The following is a 23390-nucleotide window of genomic DNA, read 5'->3' as shown; positions in this document are numbered from 1 at the left end:
CAATATGGAATTTATATCACTTGTTATAGTTGTTTTAGCAGCATTTTTAACACCTATTATTGTCAACAGACTTAATATTACTTTTATTCCAGTCGTCGTTGCTGAAATACTTATGGGTATTGTGATTGGTAACTCTTTTCTGAATCTTGTAGAAAGAGATGCTATGCTTAATATTTTGTCGACATTAGGATTTATCTTTTTAATGTTTTTAAGTGGATTAGAAATAGACTTTACGGCCTTTAAAAAAGATTCTAAAAAAGGTAGTAATAGTAAAAATGAGAAGAAAAAAGTGCCGGGACATTTACAATTGGCTGTTACTGTCTTTATGTTTATTATGATAATTTCAATTGTCTTTGCCTATCTCTTTAAGTGGTTTGGATTGATAGATGACGTCTTGTTAATGATTATTATTATTTCGACAATCTCATTAGGCGTCGTTGTACCTACATTAAAAGAAATGAACATTATGAGAACGACTATTGGACAGTTTATCTTACTCGTTGCTGTGTTAGCAGATTTGGTTACTATGATTTTATTAACAGCATATGGCACCATTCATGCTTCACATAGTGGTTCTATTTGGTTAATTAGCACATTAGTTGTGTTTACAGTTGTCTTTTATTTAATCGGTGGCGTATTCAAGAAAGCGCAGTTTTTACAAAAGTTAATGGACGGTACTACCCAAATCGGTATTAGAGCAGTATTTGCGCTAATCATATTATTAGTAGCATTAGCAGAAGGTGCTGGTGCAGAAAATATTTTGGGTGCGTTTCTAGCCGGTGTCGTTGTTTCCTTGTTAAAACCAGACGAAGATTTAGTGGAAAAATTAGATTCCTTTGGTTACGGTTTCTTCATACCAATATTCTTTATAATGGTTGGGGTAGATTTAAACATCCCTTCTTTAATAAAAGAACCGTCACTGTTAATTATTATTCCGTTATTAATGGCAGCTTTTTTAGTGTCAAAATTAATTCCGGTCTTTTATATAAGACGTTGGTTTGATCAAAAAACCACGATTTCTACAGCATTTTTATTAACGTCAACATTATCATTGGTTATTGCTTCGGCAAAAATTGCGGAACAATTAGGAACAATCACACCAGAAATTTCAGGCATTTTAATTTTAAGTGCTGTTATTACATGTGTATTCGTGCCGATCGTATTTAAAAAAATGTTCCCAATGCCTGAAGAAGCAACACGCAAAATTGAGGTCAGTATGATTGGAAAGAACCAATTAACGATACCAATTGCTCAAAATTTAGCATCTCAGTTATACCAAGTTTCATTGTACTATCGAACAGATTTAAGCGATAAACGTAAATTAGCTGATGAGATATCTATGATTGAAATTGCTGATTATGAAGCGGACATGTTAGATAGATTAGGTTTGTTCAAAAGAAATATCGTTGTCTGCTCTACTAATGACGATGATATTAACAAAAAGGTAGCGTTAATGGCTAAAGAACGAGGCGTTGAACGTGTTATTTGTCGTTTGGAAAGTAATACCGATGATCAAGAATTACGTGCACAAGGTATTGAAATCTTTAGTAGTTATTTAAGTAATAAAATTTTGCTTAAAGGTCTAATTGAAACACCTAATATGTTAAATATCTTAAGTAATGTAGAAACTTCATTATACGAAATTGCGATGTTGAATCATAAATATGATCAAATACAATTACGTAACTTCCCATTCGATGGCGATATTATTTTTGTAAGAATTATTCGTAATAATGAATCTATCGTACCTCATGGTGATACGCAATTACGTTATCGTGATAGACTAATTGTAACTGGCTCTAAAGAATATGTAGATGAATTAAAACGAGAATTAGAATTTTATTATTAACAACGCCCATGTCCAGTAGGCGACTTACTTAACATAATACAAATTAAATAATTAAATTAATGTATTTAATTGTTCAGTTAAATGTAGCAATGTTAAAATAATTACTGGTATAATTAAGTAATATAATGTGGATTGTACTAAACAATCATTGAAGTGAAATCAATTTATATAAATTAAAGGAGTTAGTCTAATGTTTAATTTGGAAAATAAAACGTATGTTATTATGGGTATTGCGAATAAACGTAGTATTGGTTTTGGTGTGGCAAAAGTGCTAGATGAATTAGGTGCTAAACTAGTATTTACATATCGTAAAGAGCGTAGTAAAAAAGAATTAGAGCGTCTAGTTGAGCAATTAAACCAAACTGAAACACATATGTATCAAGTTGATGTACAAAACGATGAAGATGTCGTTGCAGGATTTGCTAAAATTGGCGAAGAAGTAGGACACATTGATGGTGTATATCACTCTATCGCATTCGGTAATGTTGAAGACTTACGTGGCCGTTTTTCTGATACATCAAGAGATGGTTTCTTATTAGCGCAAGATATTAGTTCATACTCATTAACGATTGTAGCTCGAGAAGCTAAAAAATTAATGACTGAGGGTGGTAGTATTGTTGCTACTACGTATATCGGTGGAGAATATGCTGTACCTAATTACAATGTAATGGGAGTAGCTAAAGCTAGTTTAGAAGCTAATGTACGCTACTTAGCAGCGGATTTGGGTGAAGATAATATTCGTGTTAATGCTATCTCTGCAGGTCCAATTCGTACATTAAGTGCTAAAGGGGTCGGCGGTTTCAATACTATTCTTAAAGAAATTGAAGAACGCGCACCGTTAAAACGTAATGTAACTCAAGAAGAAGTGGGTAAAACAGCTGCATACTTATTAAGTGATTTTGCAAGTGGTGTTACTGGTGAAAACATTCATGTAGATAGCGGCTATCATGCAATAAAATAATAAAGTGTAAAACGTTGGTGCATGCACCAACGTTTTTTATATATGAACTGATGATAAAAAGAGGCTAAGATAATAAAGAGGACCAATCCATATAAGGATTAGTCCTCTTATTTTACGAATGGGGATTTAAGTCCATCCGTTAATCATGCACAGTAGATTGTGCTTTATCTATAATTTTTTGTCTATAGTTGAAAATATTTCTAACAATACATTTAATTACTGCATATAATGGTACAGCAATAAGTATTAGCATAAAGCCTCCTAAATTACCTGCAGCTAAAATCACTACAATGATAGTTAATGGGTGAATATTTAAAGATTTACCCATAACGTTAGGTGTTATGACATTTCCTTCTAATTGTTGTGCAATTAATGTAATGATACAAACCCAAATAAATGTAGAAGGGCTTTGAATAATTGCGATAATACCTGCTGGTGCAAACGCCATCCAAGGACCTAGGAATGGGATCATATTTGCTACAATCGCGAACATTACTAATAATAGTGTGTAATTTAAACCTAAAATAGAATAGCCGATATATAAGATTAGTCCCAAAATTAAACTTACTGTTACTTGACCTTGGATATAAGATTTTACAGTTTCGTTTAAATCTTTCAATAAATCTACAACAAATACTTTGCGTTCACCTTTAAAAATGCGTGCAATAAATGGTATAAAACGCTCATGATCTTTTAACATATAGATTAAGAAAAATGGAACCATAATTAATAAGAACATTGTTGAAATAATAGAAGTAATATAACTTAATGAATTAGATAAAATATCAGCAACGTTATCACCCATAGAGCCAACAACTTTATTGATTCTTTCCGTAACATCTGACGGCAAGCGTTCCATTTGGTTTAATGAAAATTGGATAATATTTTGTACTTCATTTTGTAACATAGGGATTTGTTGGATCAAATTATCAATTTGTTCTACAATCATTGGACCTACAATACCGACGATGATGCCGATAACAATGATTAACCCGATAAAGATAATTGTGATACTTCCCCAACGTGGTACATTATATTTCTCTAAAATCTTTTGAAAAGGAAGACATAGATAGAATAAAAAACCACTTAATAACAATGGTAGAAGTACAGATTGTAAAATAATGATAAACGGTATGAAGATGGAATGAACTTCCATTACTAATTTAATTAGTATAAATAGGATTATTAAGGCAATCCCAGTTCTAAACCATACTTTATTTAACATAGAACTGTCCTCCTAAAGCAATAATAGATTACACTTTAGTATAGCTTATAACGTGGCACAACAAAAGACAAAAATAGAACCATTCATAAATCTACAATTAATGAATGGAAAAGTAAAAAATATCCATTGTGCAAGCGCTTACATATGTGTATAATAATAAGCATTATATCACGCAAATACTGTGATATGACAAGGGGGATAAAATGATGTTAGAAAATTTTGTTGCATGGCTTAATGAATTAGTATGGAGTAAACCGCTAGTTTATGGTTTGTTGTTAACCGGTGTAATATTTTCGTTTATGATGCGTTTTGTTCAAATTAGACATTTTAAAGAAATGATAAGGTTGATGTTTCAAGGTGAGAAATCACCTACTGGGATATCAAGTTTCCAAGCGATTGCTTTATCTTTAGCAGGACGTGTGGGAACAGGTAATATTGTAGGTGTATCTACAGCTATTTTTATTGGGGGCCCTGGTGCAGTATTTTGGATGTGGGCGTCAGCGTTCTTAGGTGCGAGTAGTGCCTTTATAGAATCGACATTAGGTCAGATCTACAAACGTGAAGAAAAAGGGGAATATCGTGGTGGACCTGCTTTCTACATTGAATATGGAATGAAAGGTAAAATTGGGAAAATTTATGGTTTAATATTCGCGATTGTTACAGTAATTTCGGTAGGGCTTTTGCTACCAGGTGTTCAATCAAATGCAATTGCAAGTTCAATGAAAAATGCTTTTGGTTTTGATGCATGGATAATAGCTATAGCTTTAGCTGTGTTATTAGCGTTAATTATTTTCGGTGGTATTAAATGGATTGCTAATGCTGCCACTGCTATCGTACCTTTCATGGCGATTGCGTACATTTTAATGGCAGTTATTATTATCATTATAAATATCGAACATGTACCAGCTTTATTTGCGTTAATTTTTAAATCAGCATTCGGAATGGAAGCTGCTTTTGGTGGCATTGTAGGGGCTATGATTGAAATTGGAGTGAAACGTGGACTCTACTCAAATGAAGCAGGACAAGGTACAGGGCCTCATGCGGCTTCGGCTGCTGAAGTGTCTCATCCTGCCAAACAAGGATTAGTACAATCATTTTCTGTGTATGTTGATACATTGTTTGTCTGTACAGCTACAGCACTTATTATTTTATTATCTGGCACTTACAATGTTACTGATGGTAAAACAAATAGTGATGGTGGTCCGAGACTTATTGAAAATAACGAAATTTTTGTACCTATGGCTAATGGTGACAAAGATTATTCTGGTACTGCAATGTATGCACAAGCTGGTATTGATAAAGCATTACAAGGTAGTTCATATCATTTCGATCCAGCATTTTCTGGTATTGGGTCGTACTTTATAGCGATTGCATTATTCTTCTTTGCTTTTACTACAATATTAGCGTATTACTATATTGCAGAAACCAATATAACCTATCTTACAAAAAATAAAAATTATTCCAACACATTCTTTTGGATTAACGTCACACGTATAATTTTAATAGCTGCAACTATTTTTGGTGCCGTTAAAACTGCAGAGGCTGCTTGGGGTATGGGTGATCTAGGTGTTGGCTTAATGGCATGGTTAAACATCATAGCTATATGGATATTACATCGCCCAGCAATCAATGCTTTGAAAGATTATGAGCGACAAAAGAAAAAATTGGGTTCAGGTAAGCAAGCGATATATAAACCAGATAAGAATGAAGTGCCTAACGCAGTATTTTGGCACTATGATTATCCTGAACGGCTTGAAAAAGAACGACAAAAAGAGTAAATCTATACAATTTAATACTAGTCAGTATATTTGAAAATACTGCGTCTCTTGGTACAATGGCGTTAAGAAAACTAGGAGGCGCATATTTTTATGACCGAGTTTCAAGCAGGAAGCGTAAATGAAATTAACTTTCCCAGTAAAATATTAGAGAGGGATATTAAGTTGTCTATTTATTTACCCAAAGACTATACAGCCTTATTTAAATATAAAGTAGTATTTTGCTTTGATGGTAAAGACTTTTATAGTTTTGGACAAATTCATAGAACTTATGAAAAATTAAGAGCAAACAATGAAGTAGAAAGAGCGATATTTGTTGGATTTAACTATGAATCGGTAGATAAAAGAAGAGCAGAGTTTCACCCACAAGGTGAGCGTACACCTTTAACAGTTAAAGCTATGGCTCAAGAAATATTACCGTATATAGATCAACAATTTCCAACTTATAAAGTAGGTAATGGACGACTACTACTTGGAGATAGTTTAGCAGCCAGTGTTGCTTTAATAACGGCGTTAACTTATCCACGCGTGTTTAGCCAAGTAGGTATGCTTAGTCCACAACATGACGACGTGATTACAACATTGGTGCAAAGATGTCAATTTACTGACATTTTAACAGTTTGGCATACTGTAGGATTAGAGGAGGCCGATTTTGCCTTACCAACAACTGGTAAAAGAGCCGATTTTTTAACGCCTAATAGAGCATTGAATCAATTATTAGCAACACAGGAAATGACCTATTACTATCAAGAATTTGATGGTGGTCATCGTTGGAAATCTTGGAAACCATTATTAGCTGATACACTTACTTATTTTTTATCAGATAATATTTCTTTTTAATAAAAACTAAAAATTGAAGTTAAATAAAGTTTAAAGTAACGAATTTTTCTGAAATTTGCTATAATGGTAATATGTTAAACAAAGGAGGAATTTCAATGATTTTAGGATTAGCATTAATTCCGTCAAAAGCATTTCAAGATGAAGTAAATGCTTACCGTAAGCGTTATGATTCACATTATGCGACAATTATGCCGCATATTACAATTAAAGGGCAATTTGAGATTAAAGATGAAGATTTCGAAGCTGTTAAAGAAGATATTAAATCACGTCTAGAAGGGCTTCAACCAATCGATGTGCATGCAACTAAGGCTTCTAGCTTTGCACCGATAAATAATGTTATTTATTTTAAAGTGCAAAAAACAGATGAAATTCAAAACTTGTTTGATCAATTTAATAATGGTGATTTTTATGGACAACCTGATCATCCGTTTGTTCCACATTTTACAATTGCTCAAGGACTAACAAGTCAAGAATTCGAAGATATTTATGGACAAGTTAAATTAGCAGGTATTGATTATAAAGAAACTATTGATCAAGTTTCTTTAGTGAAATATGATGATGAAGCTGAAAAGTGGAAAGTTGAAGATACTTTTAATTTAGCTTAATTGTAAATTATCCTCATAGAGACTAACAATGTTAGCTCTAGTGAAAATAAAAGGTATTATTGCAATAAAACCTAATTGAAATAATACTTGATTAGGCTAGACTGTCGACAAAGTTTCCGGCTTTGTTGGCAGTTTTTTTGTGCACGCTTTCCGCGAGCACTGCCTCAGCCTGTAGTCTTCGGCGAGCGCTATTACCACAGGAGTCGGCCAAAATCGCTACCAAAATTAATCATTGTATTTAAATCTTAAATATACATTAGTAAATATAAAGAAGGGGAGATATGGGTCAAGGCGTTTCCGCTCAGCAGTTTCACAATAAGAAGCATTTAAATAGCAACTATGTAACTATAAAAAACACGGTCGTAAAATTTAATAGTGTTAACTAAATTTTACGACCGTGACTTTTATATACGTTAAAACATTATTGATTGTCAGTAGTACTTTATATTAAATTTTTGCGGTTTTTTATAAAGTAGAGCGCATAAAAGACTGCTAAAAATAAAAAGACTAGTGCTGAAAAATAAAATGTATTGTTAACACTATGCGTGAACTCTTTAATAAGTCCGCCACATAACGGACCAATCATAGAACCGAAACCTTGAACACTATTAAAAACTCCCCAAGTTTCTTCTTGTTCTTCAGGATTAATGTGACCTGCCATAAATGTATTCCATGCAGGTAGTAGTAGACCGTACATTAAACCGATGAAAACAGCGAGTCCCCATACTATATAAATATTAGTAATAAGAGATAATGCAAAAATTAATAATGCATACAATGTGAAACCACCGATGATTACACTATAGGTAAATAGTCTTCCATTATTATCTATTAATTTTGACAGAATAAGCATTGAAATGGCACAGCCAATGCCACCGATAATAAGTGCAATGGTGTATTCAACAGTTGATACGCCAACAACTTCTGTTGCATAAATAGGTAAAATAGGGACTAATGCAGTAATTGCTGCACCTTGTAGTAAAATACCTGGAAATAGCAGCATATGCTTTTTAGTTACATTTTTAATTTGTGTGATTTGTTGGGCTACAGGTTTCGTATTGTAATTTGTTAATCTGATTTTTACGAAATAATATAATACCCATGCGACTAAAACCATGAGTGACATCATAAAGGCAAAATTCGTTGGATGGAATTTAAAGATAATATTCATTGAGACCATACCAACTAATAAACCTAGCAACCAAGAAAAATAAACATAGCCCATTTGTTTGCCACGATTTTTTTCTTCAACACTAGCTAACATTATGACCCAAATTGGACTAACAGCGATTCCTAGTAAAATTGCACTAGCAATTAAGACAATTGGGTTTGTTGGAAACCAAATAACTAGAAATAAGCTGAAAAAGGCAAGTAAGAAACCTAATGTTAATACTACTTTAGTACCTAATCGTTTGAGTAAAAAACCAATGACAAAATTGGTTGCAGCGTCTGCTATAAAATGAATAGAAATAGCGATAGATGTAACACCTACCGCTATGGAAGTTGCTGTTGGAAGTAGTGATAAATAACTCAATATATACATTCCTCGGGCAAATTCCATTAAAAATAATATTATAAGCATGATTATGAAATTTTTATTGTGTGCGTAATTATTTAACGAAGAGCTTTGCATATAAAGGAACCTTTCCATATACTTCCTCATATTGACTAGAATGATGCATGAGGTCTAGTAAATCTTTACATAACTTATAAGTTGAATATGTTACTCTAGAGTCGTCCATTTGTTGTGACATCATTGCTAAAGCGTCAGGCTGTGATGTTAACTCTGCAACATACGAGATAGCATCATCTGGTGTATAAGCGATCTTACCGAATCCTTTGGCTTCAAAATAATGTGCGTTTTCTAACTCTTGACCTGGTGCTGGATCTAAGAAAATCATAGGAATTTGTCTCGTCAGTGCTTCAGAAATAGTTATACCCCCTGGCTTAGTAATCATCAATTGACTTGAAGCCATCCACTCATTCATATGTTGAGTATAACCTAAAATTAACACATTATTATAGTCTTTAAATTGTGCCGTTAAGCTACGTTTTAATTCTTTACTTTTACCACAAATCATAACTATTTGAGATTGTGGACTTTGGATAAGCATATCTTTAATCATCTGACCGAAACCAGTAGAAACACCAAAAGCGCCTGCTGACATTAATATAGTAGGTTTATCAGGATCTAAGTGATTGCTACTTAACCACTCACTTTTATCGATAGCTGCCTCAAATTTATCAGAGATAGGAATACCCGTTACTTTGATGTTATTTTTAGGAACACCAATAGATGCAAATTCTTCTTTTAAGTCCTCAGTAGCTAAATAATATCTTTCAGAATGAGGGGTAATCCAATTTTTATGCATTTTATAGTCAGTCATTACTGTGGCAACAGGAATATTAATGTTAAATTGTTCAGTCAATACTGACATAACCGGAGTAGGGAATGTTAGTAAAATTAAATCCGGTTTTTCTTTTAATAATAAATTTATTAATTTATTTAAGCCGTAATATTTATAAAAACATTTGTCTAACTCCTCAGGTCGACTATAATAAAATGATTTATACATGTTTCTAAAATACTTAAAACTATTGATATACCATTTTTTACATATAGAAGTTAATAAAGGGTGAGCTTCTAAAAATAAATCATGTTCAATTACGGTTAGGTTATCAAGGTTCATAGCATTAAATTCATTCACGATACTTTGCGTAACTTGTAGATGACCATTACCAAATGAACCAGTAATTATCAATAATTTTTTCTTTTGAGTAACCATGAAAGCCACCCTCCAATAATGTAGTGTGATGCATAATTATTTTATCGTAATTTTAAGCAGTGCGAAAGAAAAAAACGCAATTAAAGAAGATTATATCATTTTACAAGTTGATGTAAAATGATTCATACTAGTTTAAGTGTATATGAGTTACAATGAAATCTATTTTTATAAGTATAGATTAGCATTAATAAAGTAAAATGTATCGTCAGATTCATTATAATCAGCAAATTATAGAAAGACTTAACATATGACTTACATCAAGTTAAAATTCTCCAAGTATTATTAAACTTTCTAATAGTTTGTTTATTTAAACTATAGCCATAAAATGAAGAAACAAATCATGAATTTCAAGAAATCATTGCTATAAAAACAAGAAAAAACGTGTATAATAAACATATGTGATTTAAAGGAGCGATAGATGTTGGATGCGAAAACGTTGTTTGACAAAATAAAAGTAAAACAAGTTATTGGATCATTAGAACAAGATATAGTTGATATAACAACTGACTCACGTACTGCTACAGCACAAAGCATATTTGTAGCATCAGAGGGCTATACAGTGGATAGTCATAAGTTTTGTCAAGATTTAGTGGATGCAGGGTGTGAAATTGTAGTAGTTAATAGACAGTTGACACTTACAGGTAATGTGACACAAGTTATAGTGCCTGACACTTTACGTGTAGCAAGTATCTTAGTCAACTTATTGTTTAATTATCCAAGCCAGCAATTAATAACTTATGGTGTAACTGGAACAAATGGTAAAACATCTGTTGCGACAATGATTCATCATATTTATAGAAAATTAAATAAAGGCAGTGCCTATTTAGGTACTAACGGCTTTCAAATAAATGAAGAAAAAACTAAAGGTGCTAATACAACACCTGAAACGGTAGTATTAACGAAGAAAATAAATGAAGCTGTCCAACAACAAGCTGAAGCGATGACTTTAGAAGTATCGAGTCATGGTTTGGCGTTGGGACGTTTACGCGGAGTCGAATTTGATGTGGCAATCTTTACAAATTTAACGCAAGATCACTTAGATTTCCATGGCACTATGGAGGCATATGGGCATGCTAAATCATTATTGTTTAGCCAATTAGGTGAAGATTTAGCAAAAGAGAAATATGCCATTGTTAATAACGATGATGATTTTGCTGAATATTTAACATCTGTGACACCGTTTGAGGTTTTTACTTATGGTATCGATCGTGAAGCACAATTTACGGCCATTAATATTAATGAAACATTGCAAGGTGTTACTTTTGATTTGGCAACGCCTTTTGGTGTGTATCCAGTTAAATCCCCATACGTTGGAAAATTTAATATTTCTAATATCATGGCAGCAATCATTGCAGTATGGAGTAAGGGCATACCTTTGACAGAAGTTATAGATGTTGTTGAATATTTAGAGCCTGTCGATGGACGTTTAGAAGTGCTAGATCCTGAATTGCCAATTGATTTAATTATTGATTACGCGCATACAGCTGATGGAATGGATAAATTAATTGATGCTGTAAAACCATTCGCACAACAGCGCCTAATCTTTTTATGTGGAATGGCGGGAGAACGTGATTTAACTAAAACTCCTGAAATGGGCCGTGTCGCTTGTCGTGCTGATTACGTTATTTTTACTCCTGATAATCCGGCAAACGATGATCCGAAAATGCTAACTTCAGAATTAGCGAAAGGTGCTACGCATAATAACTACGTAGAGTTTACTGATCGTGCAGAAGGAATTAAACATGCTATTGAAATTGCACAGCCAGGAGATACCGTTGTGTTAGCTTCGAAAGGTAGAGAACCTTATCAAATTATGCCAGGACATGTTAAAGTACCACATCGTGACGATTTAATTGGTTTAGACGCAGCATATGCAAAATTTGACGGTGGACCACATGCAGATTAGACACTTACCAGATGATACTAGAGTGTACCTGCATAAAGATGACCAAATACATCACTATTTTGTAGGGATACCTGATTATAATTGGTCGTTAGAGTTAACAACTCACGTCGATACTTGTGAAATGAAAGAAGAAATAATCATGCATTTATTTACAATATTCGACGAACAAAAATGTACCCAAATTGCAACAAGAGTAATTGAATGGATAGACGAGTATTAAAGGAGAATTAAAATGACAATTAAGGAAGAAATTGAAGCACGAAAAACGTTTGCTATTATTTCTCACCCCGATGCTGGTAAAACGACATTAACCGAAAAACTATTGTTATTCGGTGGTGCAATTCGTGAAGCTGGGACAGTAAAAGGTAAAAAAAGTGGGAAGTTTGCTACAAGTGATTGGATGAAAGTAGAGCAAGAACGTGGTATTTCAGTAACTAGTTCTGTGATGCAATTTGATTATGATCACTATAAAATTAATATATTAGATACACCAGGCCATGAAGATTTTTCAGAAGATACGTATCGTACATTAATGGCTGTTGATAGCGCAGTTATGGTAATTGACTGTGCGAAAGGGATTGAACCACAAACATTAAAATTATTCAAAGTGTGTAAAATGCGTGGTATTCCTATTTTTACATTTATTAACAAACTAGATCGTGTAGGTAAGGAACCATTTGAATTATTAGAAGAAATAGAACAAACACTCGAAATAGAAACTTATCCAATGAACTGGCCAGTAGGCATGGGACAAAACTTTTTCGGTATTATCGATAGAGAATCAAGAACTATTGAACCTTTTAGAGATGAAGAAAATTTATTACATTTAAATGATGATTATGAATTGGAAGAATCTCATCCTATAACGAATGATAGTGCTTTTGAACAGGCTATCGAAGAATTGATGCTTGTCGAAGAAGCGGGTGGTTCATTTGATAATGATTCATTATTAGCGGGTGAATTGACACCGGTGTTCTTTGGTTCGGCATTAGCTAATTTTGGAGTAGAACAATTTCTAAATGCTTATGTGGATCATGCGCCTATGCCAGATGCACGTCAAACAAAAGAAGATACAGCTGTTTCTCCTTATGACAAAGACTTTTCTGGTTTCATTTTTAAGATTCAGGCCAATATGGATCCTAAGCATAGAGACCGTATAGCATTTATGAGGATAGTGAGTGGCGCATTTGAACGTGGCATGGATGTGACATTACAACGAGCAAAGAAAAAACAAAAAATTACACGTTCAACATCCTTTATGGCTGATGATAAAGAAACGTTAAATCATGCTGTCGCTGGTGACATTATCGGATTATATGATACCGGTAATTACCAAATTGGAGATACCTTAGTAGGTGGAAATCAAAAATATAGTTTCCAAGAGCTACCTCAATTTACACCTGAATTATTTATGAAAGTTTCTGCTAAAAACGTTATGAAGCAAAAACATTTCCATAAAGGAATTGAACAACTAGTGCAAGAGGGTGCAATTCAATATTATAAAACATTGCACACGAACCAAATCATTCTAGGTGCAGTAGGACAACTCCAATTCGAAGTGTTTGAGCATAGAATTAAAAATGAATATAACGTAGATGTAGTTATGGAACCAGTAGGGAAGAAAATAGCACGTTGGATTGAAAATGAAGATGATATTCAAGAAAAAATGAATTCTTCACGTTCGATATTAGTGAAAGACCGTTATGATCAATACGTCTTTTTATTTGAAAATGATTTTGCAACGCGCTGGTTTGAAGAAAAATTCCCTGAAATTAAGTTATATAGTTTATTATAAGTAAAGTTTCGTGTATAATAAATAAAAAATAGAATACCTATGACTAAATGTCAGAGGGGAGTAACTTAGCTCTAATAAAGCACTGTAGTAATACAAGGAGCAATTAGAGTCGTTTTATCGTCATTACGAAGTGTTTGCACTTCCGGTAAAATGGGTAAATGTATTTTTGCTGAGTGAGACCTTTGCTTGTAGTTGTGTCTTTCTGTAGTTTATGTGAAGCAGTGGGTCATAACTTATTAGCTTAGGTCTCTATTTTTATGTAAAATTAAAGGAGTTGTAATGTCATGGATCCGAGTTTGATCTTACCTTATTTATGGGTACTAGTTGTTTTAGTATTCTTAGAAGGTTTATTGGCGGCTGATAATGCGGTCGTAATGGCTGTTATGGTTAAGCATTTACCCCCAGAACAACGTAAAAAAGCCTTGTTCTATGGTTTATTAGGTGCATTTGTATTTAGATTTATAGCACTATTTTTAATAAGTATTATCGCAAATTTTTGGTATATCCAAGCAGCAGGTGCACTTTATTTACTTTATATGTCCATCAAAAACCTGTACAATTTCTTCCAACATAAGGATGAAAATGAAGAAATTGGCAATGATAGTCATCACTACGATGAAGATGGAGAAGAAATTAAAACAAGTTCCAAAGCGTTTTGGGGCACTGTAGCCAAAGTTGAATTTGCAGACATTGCTTTTGCTATCGATTCAATGTTAGCGGCAATGGCTATCGCTATTACTTTACCAAAAGTTGGTATTCATTTTGGTGGTATGGACTTAGGGCAATTCACTGTAATGTTCCTAGGTGGTTTAATCGGTGTCGTAATCATGCGTTTTGCGGCAACATATTTTGTAGAGTTGTTAAATAAATATCCAGGTTTAGAAGGTGCGGCATTTGCTATCGTAGGCTGGGTCGGCATTAAGTTGATAGTTCTTGTGTTAGCGCACGAAGACATTGGCTTAATACCTCATGAATTCCCTCACGGTGCCATTTGGCAAACTATTTTCTGGGCTGTTATGATTTTACTTGTTATCGTAGGCTGGTTAACGTCTATGCGTAATAACAAAAAACATAAAAACTAATTATCAAAGCATTGGATGGACCTTTTCAAAGGTGTAATCCAATGCTTTTTCAGTTATATTATGGTTAACTGTTAAAAAATTAACAAAATAAAGATATTGTGTATCAACTTTTTGCATATTAAGATGAAATAAAGAAGAATTTTTTTGTGCAATATGTCATAATGAAAGGATAATGATAAGCGAATGAAGGAGGAGATTTGGTGGATAAAGACAACAAAATAATCATACCTAGAAAGAAATATCGTCGTAAACGCCGCCAGTTCTTTCATAATGAAGAACGTGAACAACGTATCAAATACGAGCAGCAGCTACAACAACAACAAGCACTTAAAGATGAAGAGGTAGCTAAAAACAACGAAGAAAGAGTGAAAGAAAATTTACAAAAGTCACGTATCGAAAAACTCACTCAAGAAGAAATTCAACAGCAACAACAAGAAATGAAAAAGCGCAACACGTCAGTTGAAACTGACGCTCAAACTAGCCCAACAGCTAATGAAGATGCAACAACAGATGATAAAACAATTGAGCAAGAAACAACTGAAGTGCAAGAAAGTTCGAGTCCAGAAGCAACAACATTATCAAAATCGACATCAAATGAAGCAACAACTGATCAAAATGAAGATGAGCATCAGTCACAATTAGCAGCGGATGAAAATACGAGTTTTCACTCTGAAGAAGCACAACAATCTCAGGTGAGCGATTCTGTTGATGCAGACACTACGTCGAATACAACTAGTGATGAGCAACAGTCAGCAACACAACAAGCAACATCTAAAACTGAACCAACATGGCAAGATAAGACACGAGCTTTTATTAAATTCCATTGGGCTAAAATCTTAATTGTTATTGGCGTAATTTTAATATTAACCTTGATGAATGCGATATTTAATAATGTAGATAACAACGGTCACAATAAAGATGGATTTTTAAATGGCAGTATCGATGATCATAAACAGTACACAAACACGATGAAGAGTGCGAATAAAGCTATTCATTCTGTAGTCACTGTAGAAAATAATACAAGTGATGACGCTTCATCAGTACAGAATGAAACTAAAGAAGCAGGACAAGAAAATGAACTAGGTTCTGGTGTCGTCTACAAAAAAGTGGACGACTCTATTTTTATTATAACGAATGCACATGTTGTTGGAGATAAAGAACAACAAAAGATTACATATGGTGATGACAATGAAACAATTGGTAAAGTCATTGGCACTGATAAATGGTCAGATATAGCAGTTGTCAAAGCTAAAATAAAAAAACAAAGTGATATTAAAGCAATTAAACATGGTGATTCGCAAAAACTGGTTTTAGGTGAACCAATAATTGCAGTAGGTAATCCGTTAGGTGTTGATTTTAAAGGGTCTATTTCCAGTGGAATAATCTCAGGTCTGAATAGACATGTACCAGTTGACATTGATAAAGATGACAACTATGATGTGCTGATGGATGCATTTCAAATTGATGCTCCAGTAAACCCTGGTAACTCTGGTGGCGGCATTATAGATAGAGATGGCAAGCTAGTAGGTATTGCTTCCTTGAAAATTAGTATGGATAATGTAGAAGGAATTGCATTTGCTATACCTGTAAATACAGCATTATCAACTGCACAAGAATTAGAAAAAAAAGGTGAAGTAAAATATCCAAATACTGGCGTGAAAATTATTGATACTGCAGAATTAAATGATGACGCTAAAGCTTCATTACAATTACCTGAAGACATCGATAATGGTGTAGTTATTGGTGAAGTACAAGAAAATAGTTTAGCTGAAAAATCTGGGTTGCAAAAAAATGATGTCATAGTAGAATTAGATGGTAAAGAATTAGAAGATAAACTAAGATACAGACAAATTATTTTTAGTCACAAAGATGATTTGGATACTCTACCACTTAAAATATATAGAGATGGTAAGGTAAAAGATATTAAACTTAAATTGAAGTGACGTTGAGGTGAGTAAAAGCGTTGTCTATTTTTAATAAATTATTTAAAAAATCTAGCCCTCAACAAGGGATTGTCATGTATTATCTCGTTGCTATAGTCGTATCATTTTTATTACTCAATTTACCATTTGTATATAAAAGTGGTGTAGATGTAAAACCGATTGATACTTTATTTGTCGCAGTATCCGGAGTAAGTGTTACGGGATTAACTCCTATAAATATTTCCGAAACTTTTTCGACTTTTGGCCAAATCATTATTATGGTGATTTTAAATATTGGTGGCATCGGTGTTATGGCAATCGGGACGTTATTATGGGTAGTTTTAGGCAAAAGAATTGGTATCCGTGAACGTCAACTCATTATGTTGGATAATAATAAAGATACGATGAGTGGTACAGTTAAATTAATATTAGATATTGTGAAAACAATGCTTGCTATTGAATTTGTGGCAGCTATGTTATTAACATTTTATTTTTACAGAGATAATCCGGATTTATCATATGCGATCATGCAAGGCTTTTTCGTGTCGGTATCAGCAACAACTAACGGTGGTTTAGATATAACCGGCCAGTCCTTGATTCCTTACGCAAATGATTACTTTGTACAAACTATAGTAATGTTTTTAATTATTTTAGGTTCAATAGGTTTTCCGGTGTTACTTGAAGTGAAAGCGTATATTAAAAATAGAATACCTAATTTTAGATTTTCATTATTTACTAAAATTACAACGTCAACATACTTATTCTTATTCGTTTTTGGTGTAATTATTATTTTAGTACTTGAGCATAATCACGCTTTACAGAACATGAGTTGGCATAAAAGTTTATTCTATGCACTATTTAATTCTTCAACTACACGTAGTGCAGGTTTACAAACTATTGATGTAAGTCAATTTAGTGAAGGTACAAATGCCATTATGGGATTCTTGATGTTTATTGGTTCATCTCCAAGTTCCGTCGGAGGAGGAATAAGAACAACAACATTCGCAATATTAATCTTATTTCTACTTAACTATAATAATAATTCAGAGAAGTTTTCCATTAAAGTATTTAATCGTGAAATCCATGCGATGGATGTACAACGTTCATTTGCAGTTTTCACTATGGCTAGTTTGATTACTTTCGCTAGTATTGTCAGCATTTTAATCATTGAAAATAGTGAAATGACATTGTTAGAAGTGTTTTTTGAAGTCATGTCAGCATTTGGAACATGTGGTTTATCGTTAGGAATTACGAGCGATTTACATTCAACATCCAAAGTAATACTTATGGGTCTCATGTTTATAGGACGTGTTGGATTGATTAGCTTTATTATTATGCTCGGTGGTAGGAAAGAACCAGATAAGTATCATTATCCAAAAGAACGTATTCAAATTGGTTAATATTAGACTAAGCTAAAAAACAATATAAGGTCATTTGTACTAATAATTTTGTGGGCAAGGTGGCAATGTCAAAAAAGTAATATTGACATTGTTATTGAGTCCACATTTTTTAATCAGTAACATGGTTAATTAATTACTTTAGTATCGTAATATAGCGCAATCGTGTTAAACTGTGAGTGATAAAGGGGCGAGGTATATGACACAAAGTGAAAAAATAAATGTTGATATTATAGCGACTTCGGATATGCATAGTTATTTTTTAAATGGACATCATGGATCTAACATTTATCGCGCTGGTACATATGTAAAACACATGAGACAGCGCAATAACAATGTAGTATTGCTAGATAGTGGAGGTAGTTTAGCCGGTTCTCTAGCTGCATTTTATTATGCAGTAGTAGCACCGTATAAACGACATCCGATGATTAAGCTCATGAATGCTATGGAATATGATGCGAGTGGCATAAGCCCAAATGAATTTAAATTTGGGTTGTCATTTTTCTCTAGAGCAGTATCACTATCAAGGTTTCCTTGGTTATCTGCAAATATAGAATATAATCGTACTAAGGAACCATATTTTTCAACGCCTTATACGATAAAAGAAATAGAAGGTATTAAAATCGCTATCGTTGGTTTAACTTCCGATGGATTAATGGAACGTGAATATTTTGAAATGGAACACGATGTGGTTATTGAAAAAACACTAGTTTCTGCCAAAAGATGGATTAGCTATATTCATGAAAGTGAAGCCCCAGACTTTTTAATTGTTATATATCATGGTGGTCTAAATCAGCTTAATACTTCTACGAATGAAAGAGAACAAAAAGTAAATGAAGCAGAAAAAATAATGCAACATATAGGAGTGATTGATTTATTAATCACAGGTCATCAGCATCAAACTTTTGTCGGTAGAAACGACCAAACAGTATATGTACAAGCAGGGCAAAACGCTCAAAAATTAGTACATATTAAAGTTGATTTTAAAAAACGAACAAGTTCTTTTGAATTAGAAGGTATTAACTCTGAAATTATTGATTTAAATGCTTTTGAAGAAGATAAAGCATTATTAACAGAGACGTATTACGATAGAAAAGCAGTAGAATATTGGGCAGACGACATTATTACTGCTCATAACTTAGAAGCTGGAGTAAATGGACTCGAAGATGTAATTACACAGCCCCATGCTTTTACCCAATTGTTACATGATAGCATTAGATTAGTTTATGACTTAGATATTTCTTGTGTTCATTTACCGAAGAGTGGGGAAACAGGATTACAAGGAACAGTAACAAATGCGGAATTATATAATGCTTATCCACATCCAGACGTACCTATGGATTTAACAATTAAAGGACAACATATAAAAGATATTTTGGAATACAGCTATGCACATATTGAATTTTCAAATGATGCCTTAAGCGTTACAATTATCGATGAAACTTTATGTACATTTTGGCAAGGCGTGGATTATACAATTGATATGAATGCACAACCATTCAATCGAGTGACCTTAAACAATATTAATTTAAATCATATGTATCGCGTATCAATGACTGACTATTGTTACCGCAATTACCAATCATATTTAGAAAATGCAGTTATCCATGATAAACATTCAATTACTATGAATGATCTTATTGCTGATAATTTAAGTAATGATAGTTATCAAATACAACAAAAACAACAATTTAAAGTTTATTTATAAGTGAAAAAGCGTACCCACTATGGATACGCTTTTTATTATTCAGAAATATTTAACCATGGAAAATAAGTAAAAGCACCACAGCAACAATTTGTGCAATAACAGTAGTAGCTATTCTACGTGTATAGAGGTAGCTAATAGATAATAATATTTGGACAATGAAAATAAGACTAACTATCCATAAGTTATCTAAGTAATAAAATAATGAAGCTGAACAAAGTGCTGTAATTATAATACTTAACCAATTTGGTATATTTAATTTAATTAGTTCTTTTTGAAGTACGGTTCTCATATATAATTCATGGCAAGGTATTACAAATAATAATGTGACCAACATTTGCCACTTGAAATATACACCTGTACGCGTAAGCTCTTTAATAAGCTCAGAATATTTCAAATCATATGATATAGCAGCAAAAATTAATTGAATGATAATGAGCGTCAGTCCACTCAAAATACCTACACCTATAGATGTCAGTAGTCGTTTTGATTCTATATCACGTTGATAAAAGACGTAACTAACGCCTGCAATTAGCATGATACCAGTATAGAGGTACCAATACTCTTGCTTTTCGCCCCACATAATATATAAAATTACGTGAAAGACCAAAAAACTAATGATAAACCACACTAATGCTTTTGAAATTGATTTCATAATATTATCCTTCTTGGTCGACGATTTTATATCGTTTATGATTAATGACCGTTTTTTCAGGTAAGTCTAATTCAGTGAAATTCTCCATGATTGTTAAATCGACAATTACTGAATTATCATTAATTTTTTCTACACGGCCTTTTAAACCATCATAAAATTCTACAATATTTCCTACTTCTGCAACAGTCATTTTGAGTCCTCCCTAGAATAGTTAACTAGATATATTGTACTAAAAAATACAAGACAAATAAACAAATATCCATTATATCGTGTGAAATGAATGAATTGAGTAATAATTATAAAAAATGCGAGTATATAATTGGCAATTTTAATAAAAATAATGCATAAATAAGATAAGGGTATATATTAGGAGAAGGAGAGATACAATGAAGTTTATTAGTAATAAAAATATTACAGACCCAACTATGAATTTAGCTATGGAAGAATATGTGTTAAAAAATATGCCTAATGATGATAGCTACTTTTTATTTTACGTTAATAGACCTTCAATTATAATTGGGAAAAATCAAAATACGATTGAAGAAATTAACAAGCCTTATATTGATGAACATAATATAGATGTAGTAAGAAGAATATCTGGCGGTGGAGCAGTTTATCATGATACAGGCAATTTAAATTTTAGTTTTATTACAAATGACGACGGTGATAGTTTTCATAATTTCAAAAAATTCACCGAACCTATTGTAGAAGCATTAAATAAACTCGGCGTAAATGCTGAATTAAGTGGGAGAAATGATATACAAGTAGGTCAAGCTAAAATATCTGGTAATGCGATGGTTAAAGTTAAAGATCGTATGTTCAGTCATGGTACTTTGATTTTAAATAGTGATTTGAATGAAGTACAAAACGCATTAAAAGTAAATCCGGCAAAAATTAAATCTAAAGGTATTAAATCCATACGTAGTCGTGTTGCTAATATCGTTGAATTTTTAGATGAGCCACTCGATATTGAAACCTTTAAATCCATTATATTAAAAACTATTTTTGGGGAACAAAGTGATGTGGAAGAATATGAGTTAACTGCAGACGATTGGTCAAAAATAGAAGAACTAAGCAATACTAAGTACCGTACATGGGATTGGAATTATGGCAAAAATCCTAAGTATAATTTTGAACGTGAAGAAAAATTTGAAAAGGGCTTTGTGCAAATTAAATTCGATGTAAAACGAGGACGTATTGAACATGCTAAAATATTTGGAGATTTCTTTGGTGAGGGAGATATTACAGATTTAGAAGAAGCATTGACAGGCACTTTACATGATTTTGAAAGTATTGAAGCAGCATTAGATGATTTTAATTTGTATCATTATTTTGGTGATATTGATAAATATGAACTAATAAGATTGATGTCATAACATTAAAAAAAGTCTATTCTCATACTTGATTTAAAAGTAGGGAATAGACTTTTATTCTAAATGTGTGGAGTATAAATTAGCCAACGAGAAAGTCCTCCAAGTTTTTGTATTCTTCTGTGTAGCGCTTGAAATCATTCTCATTTTTGTTCTTAAGTGCATTGTCTATAAGAATTTCTAATTGTTCTTTACGAACATTTCTCAGTGACTCATCTATAATAAGTTCAATGCCTAAGTCGTTAATTGTAGAAACAAAAGATTCTAATGTATTATATTTTACATTTGTGTTGTGTTTCATTTTGAACACGTCCTTTCTATATATTTAATTTCATTATACAATCATTATTTTTTGAAATCAACGAATATTCTGACTTTTTAGAATTTAAAAGTGTAAAAAGAAACTTTTAAAAGTTAGAATTTTACAGCCAAATATCCCTGGAATTTAATTAATGGAAATATTAAAGAAGAAAATAATATAAACAATTGATTTTAAAATAGTAATACTATAATATATTGTTAATTAATAGCTGAGGAGGCGATTACAATATTTAGTAAATATGTCATTAAGAAAGGAGACATGGTGATACAACCCATTGACACTAAAGAAAGAAAATATGGAGGGACGCGAATATTAAAATATAAACAACAGATAGAAGAAGTAAAAGATAGAACACACAAAATTATTGAGAGATCATGTCGTTTTTATGGCAGTAGCTATCACTTTAAAAAAGAAGATACCATTAGAATTACTGGAATTATCAGTAAACCGCCGATATTATTTACACCGCTATTTCCTACTTACTTTTTTCCTACCCATTCTGACAGAAAAGATGAAAATGCTTGGATTAATATTCATTATGTACAACATATAAAGAGATTAAAAGACAGAAAATGCAAAATTACTTTTGTTGATGAGCAAACACTCAATATAGATATTTCTGCACATAGTATGAGGCATCAATATTTAAACGCCATTTATTACTATTATATGATGGATAGAGCAGCAAGGATTGCTACTTTTGATCCAGATGCACCAATCGATTATACTAAACCGCAATTAAATATTTATGAAGCATTAGCTAAGTACTCATTATTTGAACATAAATAAAGAAATACTTGTAAAAATGAAATATGCGGAATAAAGTATTAAATTAGTGTAAATATTCCGCATATTTTTTTAACATTAACACTTGAAAATTTATGTGTAATTGATATAATTATATTTGTGCTTGATGAGAGACACATATTATTCCACAGTAGCTCAGTGGTAGAGCTATCGGCTGTTAACCGATCGGTCGTAGGTTCGAGTCCTACCTGTGGAGCCATTGGAAACGTACTCAAGTTGGCTGAAGAGGCGCCCCTGCTAAGGGTGTAGGTCGCGAAAGCGGCGCGAGGGTTCGAATCCCTCCGTTTCCGTTATAACATGTAAGTATTTACTATGAATACTTCACATTATCGTAAGAACGTTGTTAACGCAACGTTCTTTTTTTTATCTAAATGTTAAGAAACAGCGA

At 32.7% G+C, this 23390-nt stretch carries 20 protein-coding genes and 2 tRNA genes; 16 read left to right on the top strand and 6 right to left on the bottom strand.

Going from position 1 to position 23390, the window contains the following annotated elements:
* The first annotated feature begins 4 nt into the window (after window positions 1-4).
* Complete coding sequence (locus MUA37_RS09425; protein ID WP_204171546.1) at window positions 5-1849, top strand: monovalent cation:proton antiporter family protein; 1845 nt, start codon at window positions 5-7, stop codon at window positions 1847-1849.
* 190 nt (window positions 1850-2039) lie between these two features.
* The gene (fabI, locus tag MUA37_RS09420; protein WP_002510154.1) at window positions 2040-2810 is read left to right on the top strand and encodes an enoyl-ACP reductase FabI; all 771 of its coding nucleotides are present in this window, start codon (window positions 2040-2042) and stop codon (window positions 2808-2810) included.
* Window positions 2811-2949: 139 nt separating this feature from the next.
* Here the strand turns inward: fabI and cozEa are convergent, their stop codons facing one another.
* The gene (gene cozEa, locus MUA37_RS09415) at window positions 2950-4035 is read right to left on the bottom strand and encodes a lipoteichoic acid biosynthesis protein CozEa (RefSeq protein WP_002510153.1); all 1086 of its coding nucleotides are present in this window, start codon (window positions 4033-4035) and stop codon (window positions 2950-2952) included.
* A gap of 206 nt (window positions 4036-4241) precedes the next feature.
* On the opposite strand from cozEa, the gene MUA37_RS09410 reads away from it, so the two are divergent.
* The 3 genes from MUA37_RS09410 (at window position 4242) to MUA37_RS09400 (ending at window position 7255) form a co-directional block, all read left to right on the top strand.
* The gene (locus MUA37_RS09410) at window positions 4242-5813 is read left to right on the top strand and encodes an alanine/glycine:cation symporter family protein (protein ID WP_204171545.1); all 1572 of its coding nucleotides are present in this window, start codon (window positions 4242-4244) and stop codon (window positions 5811-5813) included.
* Between the two features lie 90 nt (window positions 5814-5903).
* Window positions 5904-6650 (top strand): esterase family protein, encoded by a 747-nt coding sequence (locus tag MUA37_RS09405; protein WP_002510151.1) that lies wholly within the window; start codon window positions 5904-5906, stop codon window positions 6648-6650.
* A gap of 95 nt (window positions 6651-6745) precedes the next feature.
* On the top strand, window positions 6746-7255 hold the full coding sequence (locus MUA37_RS09400) for a YjcG family protein (protein ID WP_002510150.1): 510 nt from the start codon (window positions 6746-6748) through the stop codon (window positions 7253-7255).
* Between the two features lie 442 nt (window positions 7256-7697).
* Here MUA37_RS09400 and ltaA read toward each other — a convergent pair whose 3' ends face one another.
* Window positions 7698-8888 carry a lipoteichoic acid biosynthesis MFS flippase LtaA gene (gene ltaA / locus MUA37_RS09395; RefSeq protein WP_031266501.1) on the bottom strand — a complete coding sequence of 397 codons (1191 nt, stop codon included), beginning with the start codon at window positions 8886-8888 and terminating at the stop codon, window positions 7698-7700.
* Complete coding sequence (locus tag MUA37_RS09390) at window positions 8866-10041, bottom strand: diglucosyl diacylglycerol synthase (protein ID WP_142019745.1); 1176 nt, start codon at window positions 10039-10041, stop codon at window positions 8866-8868. The genes ltaA and MUA37_RS09390 overlap by 23 nt, the downstream gene beginning before the upstream one ends.
* A gap of 421 nt (window positions 10042-10462) precedes the next feature.
* Here MUA37_RS09390 and MUA37_RS09385 point away from each other — a divergent pair, with 421 nt between their 5' ends.
* The 7 genes from MUA37_RS09385 (at window position 10463) to MUA37_RS09355 (ending at window position 19851) form a co-directional block, all read left to right on the top strand.
* Window positions 10463-11947 carry a UDP-N-acetylmuramoyl-L-alanyl-D-glutamate--L-lysine ligase gene (locus MUA37_RS09385; protein WP_262624926.1) on the top strand — a complete coding sequence of 495 codons (1485 nt, stop codon included), beginning with the start codon at window positions 10463-10465 and terminating at the stop codon, window positions 11945-11947.
* A complete protein-coding gene (locus MUA37_RS09380; protein ID WP_172606422.1) occupies window positions 11937-12167 on the top strand; it encodes a YueH family protein in 231 nt (76 codons plus the stop codon). Before MUA37_RS09385 ends, MUA37_RS09380 begins: the two co-directional genes overlap by 11 nt.
* Window positions 12168-12179: 12 nt before the next feature.
* On the top strand, window positions 12180-13742 hold the full coding sequence (locus tag MUA37_RS09375; RefSeq protein ID WP_002510144.1) for a peptide chain release factor 3: 1563 nt from the start codon (window positions 12180-12182) through the stop codon (window positions 13740-13742).
* Between the two features lie 284 nt (window positions 13743-14026).
* Window positions 14027-14824 carry a TerC family protein gene (locus MUA37_RS09370; protein WP_103388136.1) on the top strand — a complete coding sequence of 266 codons (798 nt, stop codon included), beginning with the start codon at window positions 14027-14029 and terminating at the stop codon, window positions 14822-14824.
* 200 nt (window positions 14825-15024) lie between these two features.
* Window positions 15025-16767 carry a S1C family serine protease gene (locus MUA37_RS09365; RefSeq protein WP_214336161.1) on the top strand — a complete coding sequence of 581 codons (1743 nt, stop codon included), beginning with the start codon at window positions 15025-15027 and terminating at the stop codon, window positions 16765-16767.
* 74 nt (window positions 16768-16841) lie between these two features.
* Window positions 16842-18146: a TrkH family potassium uptake protein gene (locus MUA37_RS09360; RefSeq protein ID WP_369946164.1), complete on the top strand. Its 1305-nt coding sequence runs from the start codon at window positions 16842-16844 to the stop codon at window positions 18144-18146.
* Between the two features lie 196 nt (window positions 18147-18342).
* Window positions 18343-19851 (top strand): bifunctional metallophosphatase/5'-nucleotidase, encoded by a 1509-nt coding sequence (locus tag MUA37_RS09355; protein WP_107373853.1) that lies wholly within the window; start codon window positions 18343-18345, stop codon window positions 19849-19851.
* Window positions 19852-19900: 49 nt separating this feature from the next.
* On the opposite strand, the gene MUA37_RS09350 is transcribed toward MUA37_RS09355, so the two are convergent.
* Together MUA37_RS09350 and MUA37_RS09345 are read right to left on the bottom strand one after the other, a co-directional pair.
* Window positions 19901-20503 carry a CPBP family glutamic-type intramembrane protease gene (locus MUA37_RS09350; protein ID WP_103388138.1) on the bottom strand — a complete coding sequence of 201 codons (603 nt, stop codon included), beginning with the start codon at window positions 20501-20503 and terminating at the stop codon, window positions 19901-19903.
* Between the two features lie 4 nt (window positions 20504-20507).
* Window positions 20508-20693 carry a YkvS family protein gene (locus MUA37_RS09345; RefSeq protein ID WP_002510138.1) on the bottom strand — a complete coding sequence of 62 codons (186 nt, stop codon included), beginning with the start codon at window positions 20691-20693 and terminating at the stop codon, window positions 20508-20510.
* Between the two features lie 196 nt (window positions 20694-20889).
* On the opposite strand from MUA37_RS09345, the gene MUA37_RS09340 reads away from it, so the two are divergent.
* Window positions 20890-21879 (top strand): lipoate--protein ligase, encoded by a 990-nt coding sequence (locus MUA37_RS09340; RefSeq protein ID WP_002510137.1) that lies wholly within the window; start codon window positions 20890-20892, stop codon window positions 21877-21879.
* Window positions 21880-21955: 76 nt separating this feature from the next.
* Here the strand turns inward: MUA37_RS09340 and MUA37_RS09335 are convergent, their stop codons facing one another.
* Entirely contained in the window at window positions 21956-22174 is a 219-nt protein-coding gene (locus tag MUA37_RS09335) for an IDEAL domain-containing protein (RefSeq protein ID WP_002510136.1), read from the bottom strand.
* Between the two features lie 246 nt (window positions 22175-22420).
* Between MUA37_RS09335 and MUA37_RS09330 the strand changes: the two genes are divergently transcribed.
* The 3 genes from MUA37_RS09330 to MUA37_RS09320 all read left to right on the top strand — a co-directional run bounded on the left by MUA37_RS09330 (window position 22421) and on the right by MUA37_RS09320 (window position 23292).
* Window positions 22421-22984 carry a competence protein ComK gene (locus MUA37_RS09330; RefSeq protein ID WP_031266496.1) on the top strand — a complete coding sequence of 188 codons (564 nt, stop codon included), beginning with the start codon at window positions 22421-22423 and terminating at the stop codon, window positions 22982-22984.
* 142 nt (window positions 22985-23126) lie between these two features.
* Window positions 23127-23201: transfer RNA gene (locus MUA37_RS09325), tRNA-Asn, on the top strand.
* Between the two features lie 2 nt (window positions 23202-23203).
* Window positions 23204-23292: transfer RNA gene (locus tag MUA37_RS09320), tRNA-Ser, on the top strand.
* The last annotated feature ends 98 nt before the right edge of the window (window positions 23293-23390 follow it).

Origin of the sequence: Staphylococcus arlettae (assembly GCF_025560845.1) — a bacterium.
Lineage (GTDB): Bacteria > Bacillota > Bacilli > Staphylococcales > Staphylococcaceae > Staphylococcus > Staphylococcus arlettae.
The sequence above is the reverse complement of the archived record's forward strand: the minus strand, read 5'-3'. Positions and strand labels throughout refer to the sequence as shown.

Excerpts from the sequence above, each read along its gene's own strand:
- MUA37_RS09345 (WP_002510138.1), bottom strand. The coding sequence starts at position 20,693 with ATGACTGTTGCAGAAGTAGGAAATATTGTAGAATTTTATGATGGTTTA.
- ltaA (WP_031266501.1), bottom strand. The coding sequence starts at position 8,888 with ATGCAAAGCTCTTCGTTAAATAATTACGCACACAATAAAAATTTCATA.
- MUA37_RS09390 (WP_142019745.1), bottom strand. The coding sequence starts at position 10,041 with ATGGTTACTCAAAAGAAAAAATTATTGATAATTACTGGTTCATTTGGT.
- MUA37_RS09370 (WP_103388136.1), top strand. The coding sequence starts at position 14,027 with ATGGATCCGAGTTTGATCTTACCTTATTTATGGGTACTAGTTGTTTTA.
- MUA37_RS09410 (WP_204171545.1), top strand. The coding sequence starts at position 4,242 with ATGTTAGAAAATTTTGTTGCATGGCTTAATGAATTAGTATGGAGTAAA.
- fabI (WP_002510154.1), top strand. The coding sequence starts at position 2,040 with ATGTTTAATTTGGAAAATAAAACGTATGTTATTATGGGTATTGCGAAT.
- MUA37_RS09355 (WP_107373853.1), top strand. The coding sequence starts at position 18,343 with ATGACACAAAGTGAAAAAATAAATGTTGATATTATAGCGACTTCGGAT.
- MUA37_RS09400 (WP_002510150.1), top strand. The coding sequence starts at position 6,746 with ATGATTTTAGGATTAGCATTAATTCCGTCAAAAGCATTTCAAGATGAA.
- cozEa (WP_002510153.1), bottom strand. The coding sequence starts at position 4,035 with ATGTTAAATAAAGTATGGTTTAGAACTGGGATTGCCTTAATAATCCTA.
- MUA37_RS09405 (WP_002510151.1), top strand. The coding sequence starts at position 5,904 with ATGACCGAGTTTCAAGCAGGAAGCGTAAATGAAATTAACTTTCCCAGT.
- MUA37_RS09360 (WP_369946164.1), top strand. The coding sequence starts at position 16,842 with ATGTATTATCTCGTTGCTATAGTCGTATCATTTTTATTACTCAATTTA.
- MUA37_RS09380 (WP_172606422.1), top strand. The coding sequence starts at position 11,937 with ATGCAGATTAGACACTTACCAGATGATACTAGAGTGTACCTGCATAAA.
- MUA37_RS09335 (WP_002510136.1), bottom strand. The coding sequence starts at position 22,174 with ATGAAACACAACACAAATGTAAAATATAATACATTAGAATCTTTTGTT.
- MUA37_RS09340 (WP_002510137.1), top strand. The coding sequence starts at position 20,890 with ATGAAGTTTATTAGTAATAAAAATATTACAGACCCAACTATGAATTTA.
- MUA37_RS09350 (WP_103388138.1), bottom strand. The coding sequence starts at position 20,503 with ATGAAATCAATTTCAAAAGCATTAGTGTGGTTTATCATTAGTTTTTTG.
- MUA37_RS09375 (WP_002510144.1), top strand. The coding sequence starts at position 12,180 with ATGACAATTAAGGAAGAAATTGAAGCACGAAAAACGTTTGCTATTATT.
- MUA37_RS09425 (WP_204171546.1), top strand. The coding sequence starts at position 5 with ATGGAATTTATATCACTTGTTATAGTTGTTTTAGCAGCATTTTTAACA.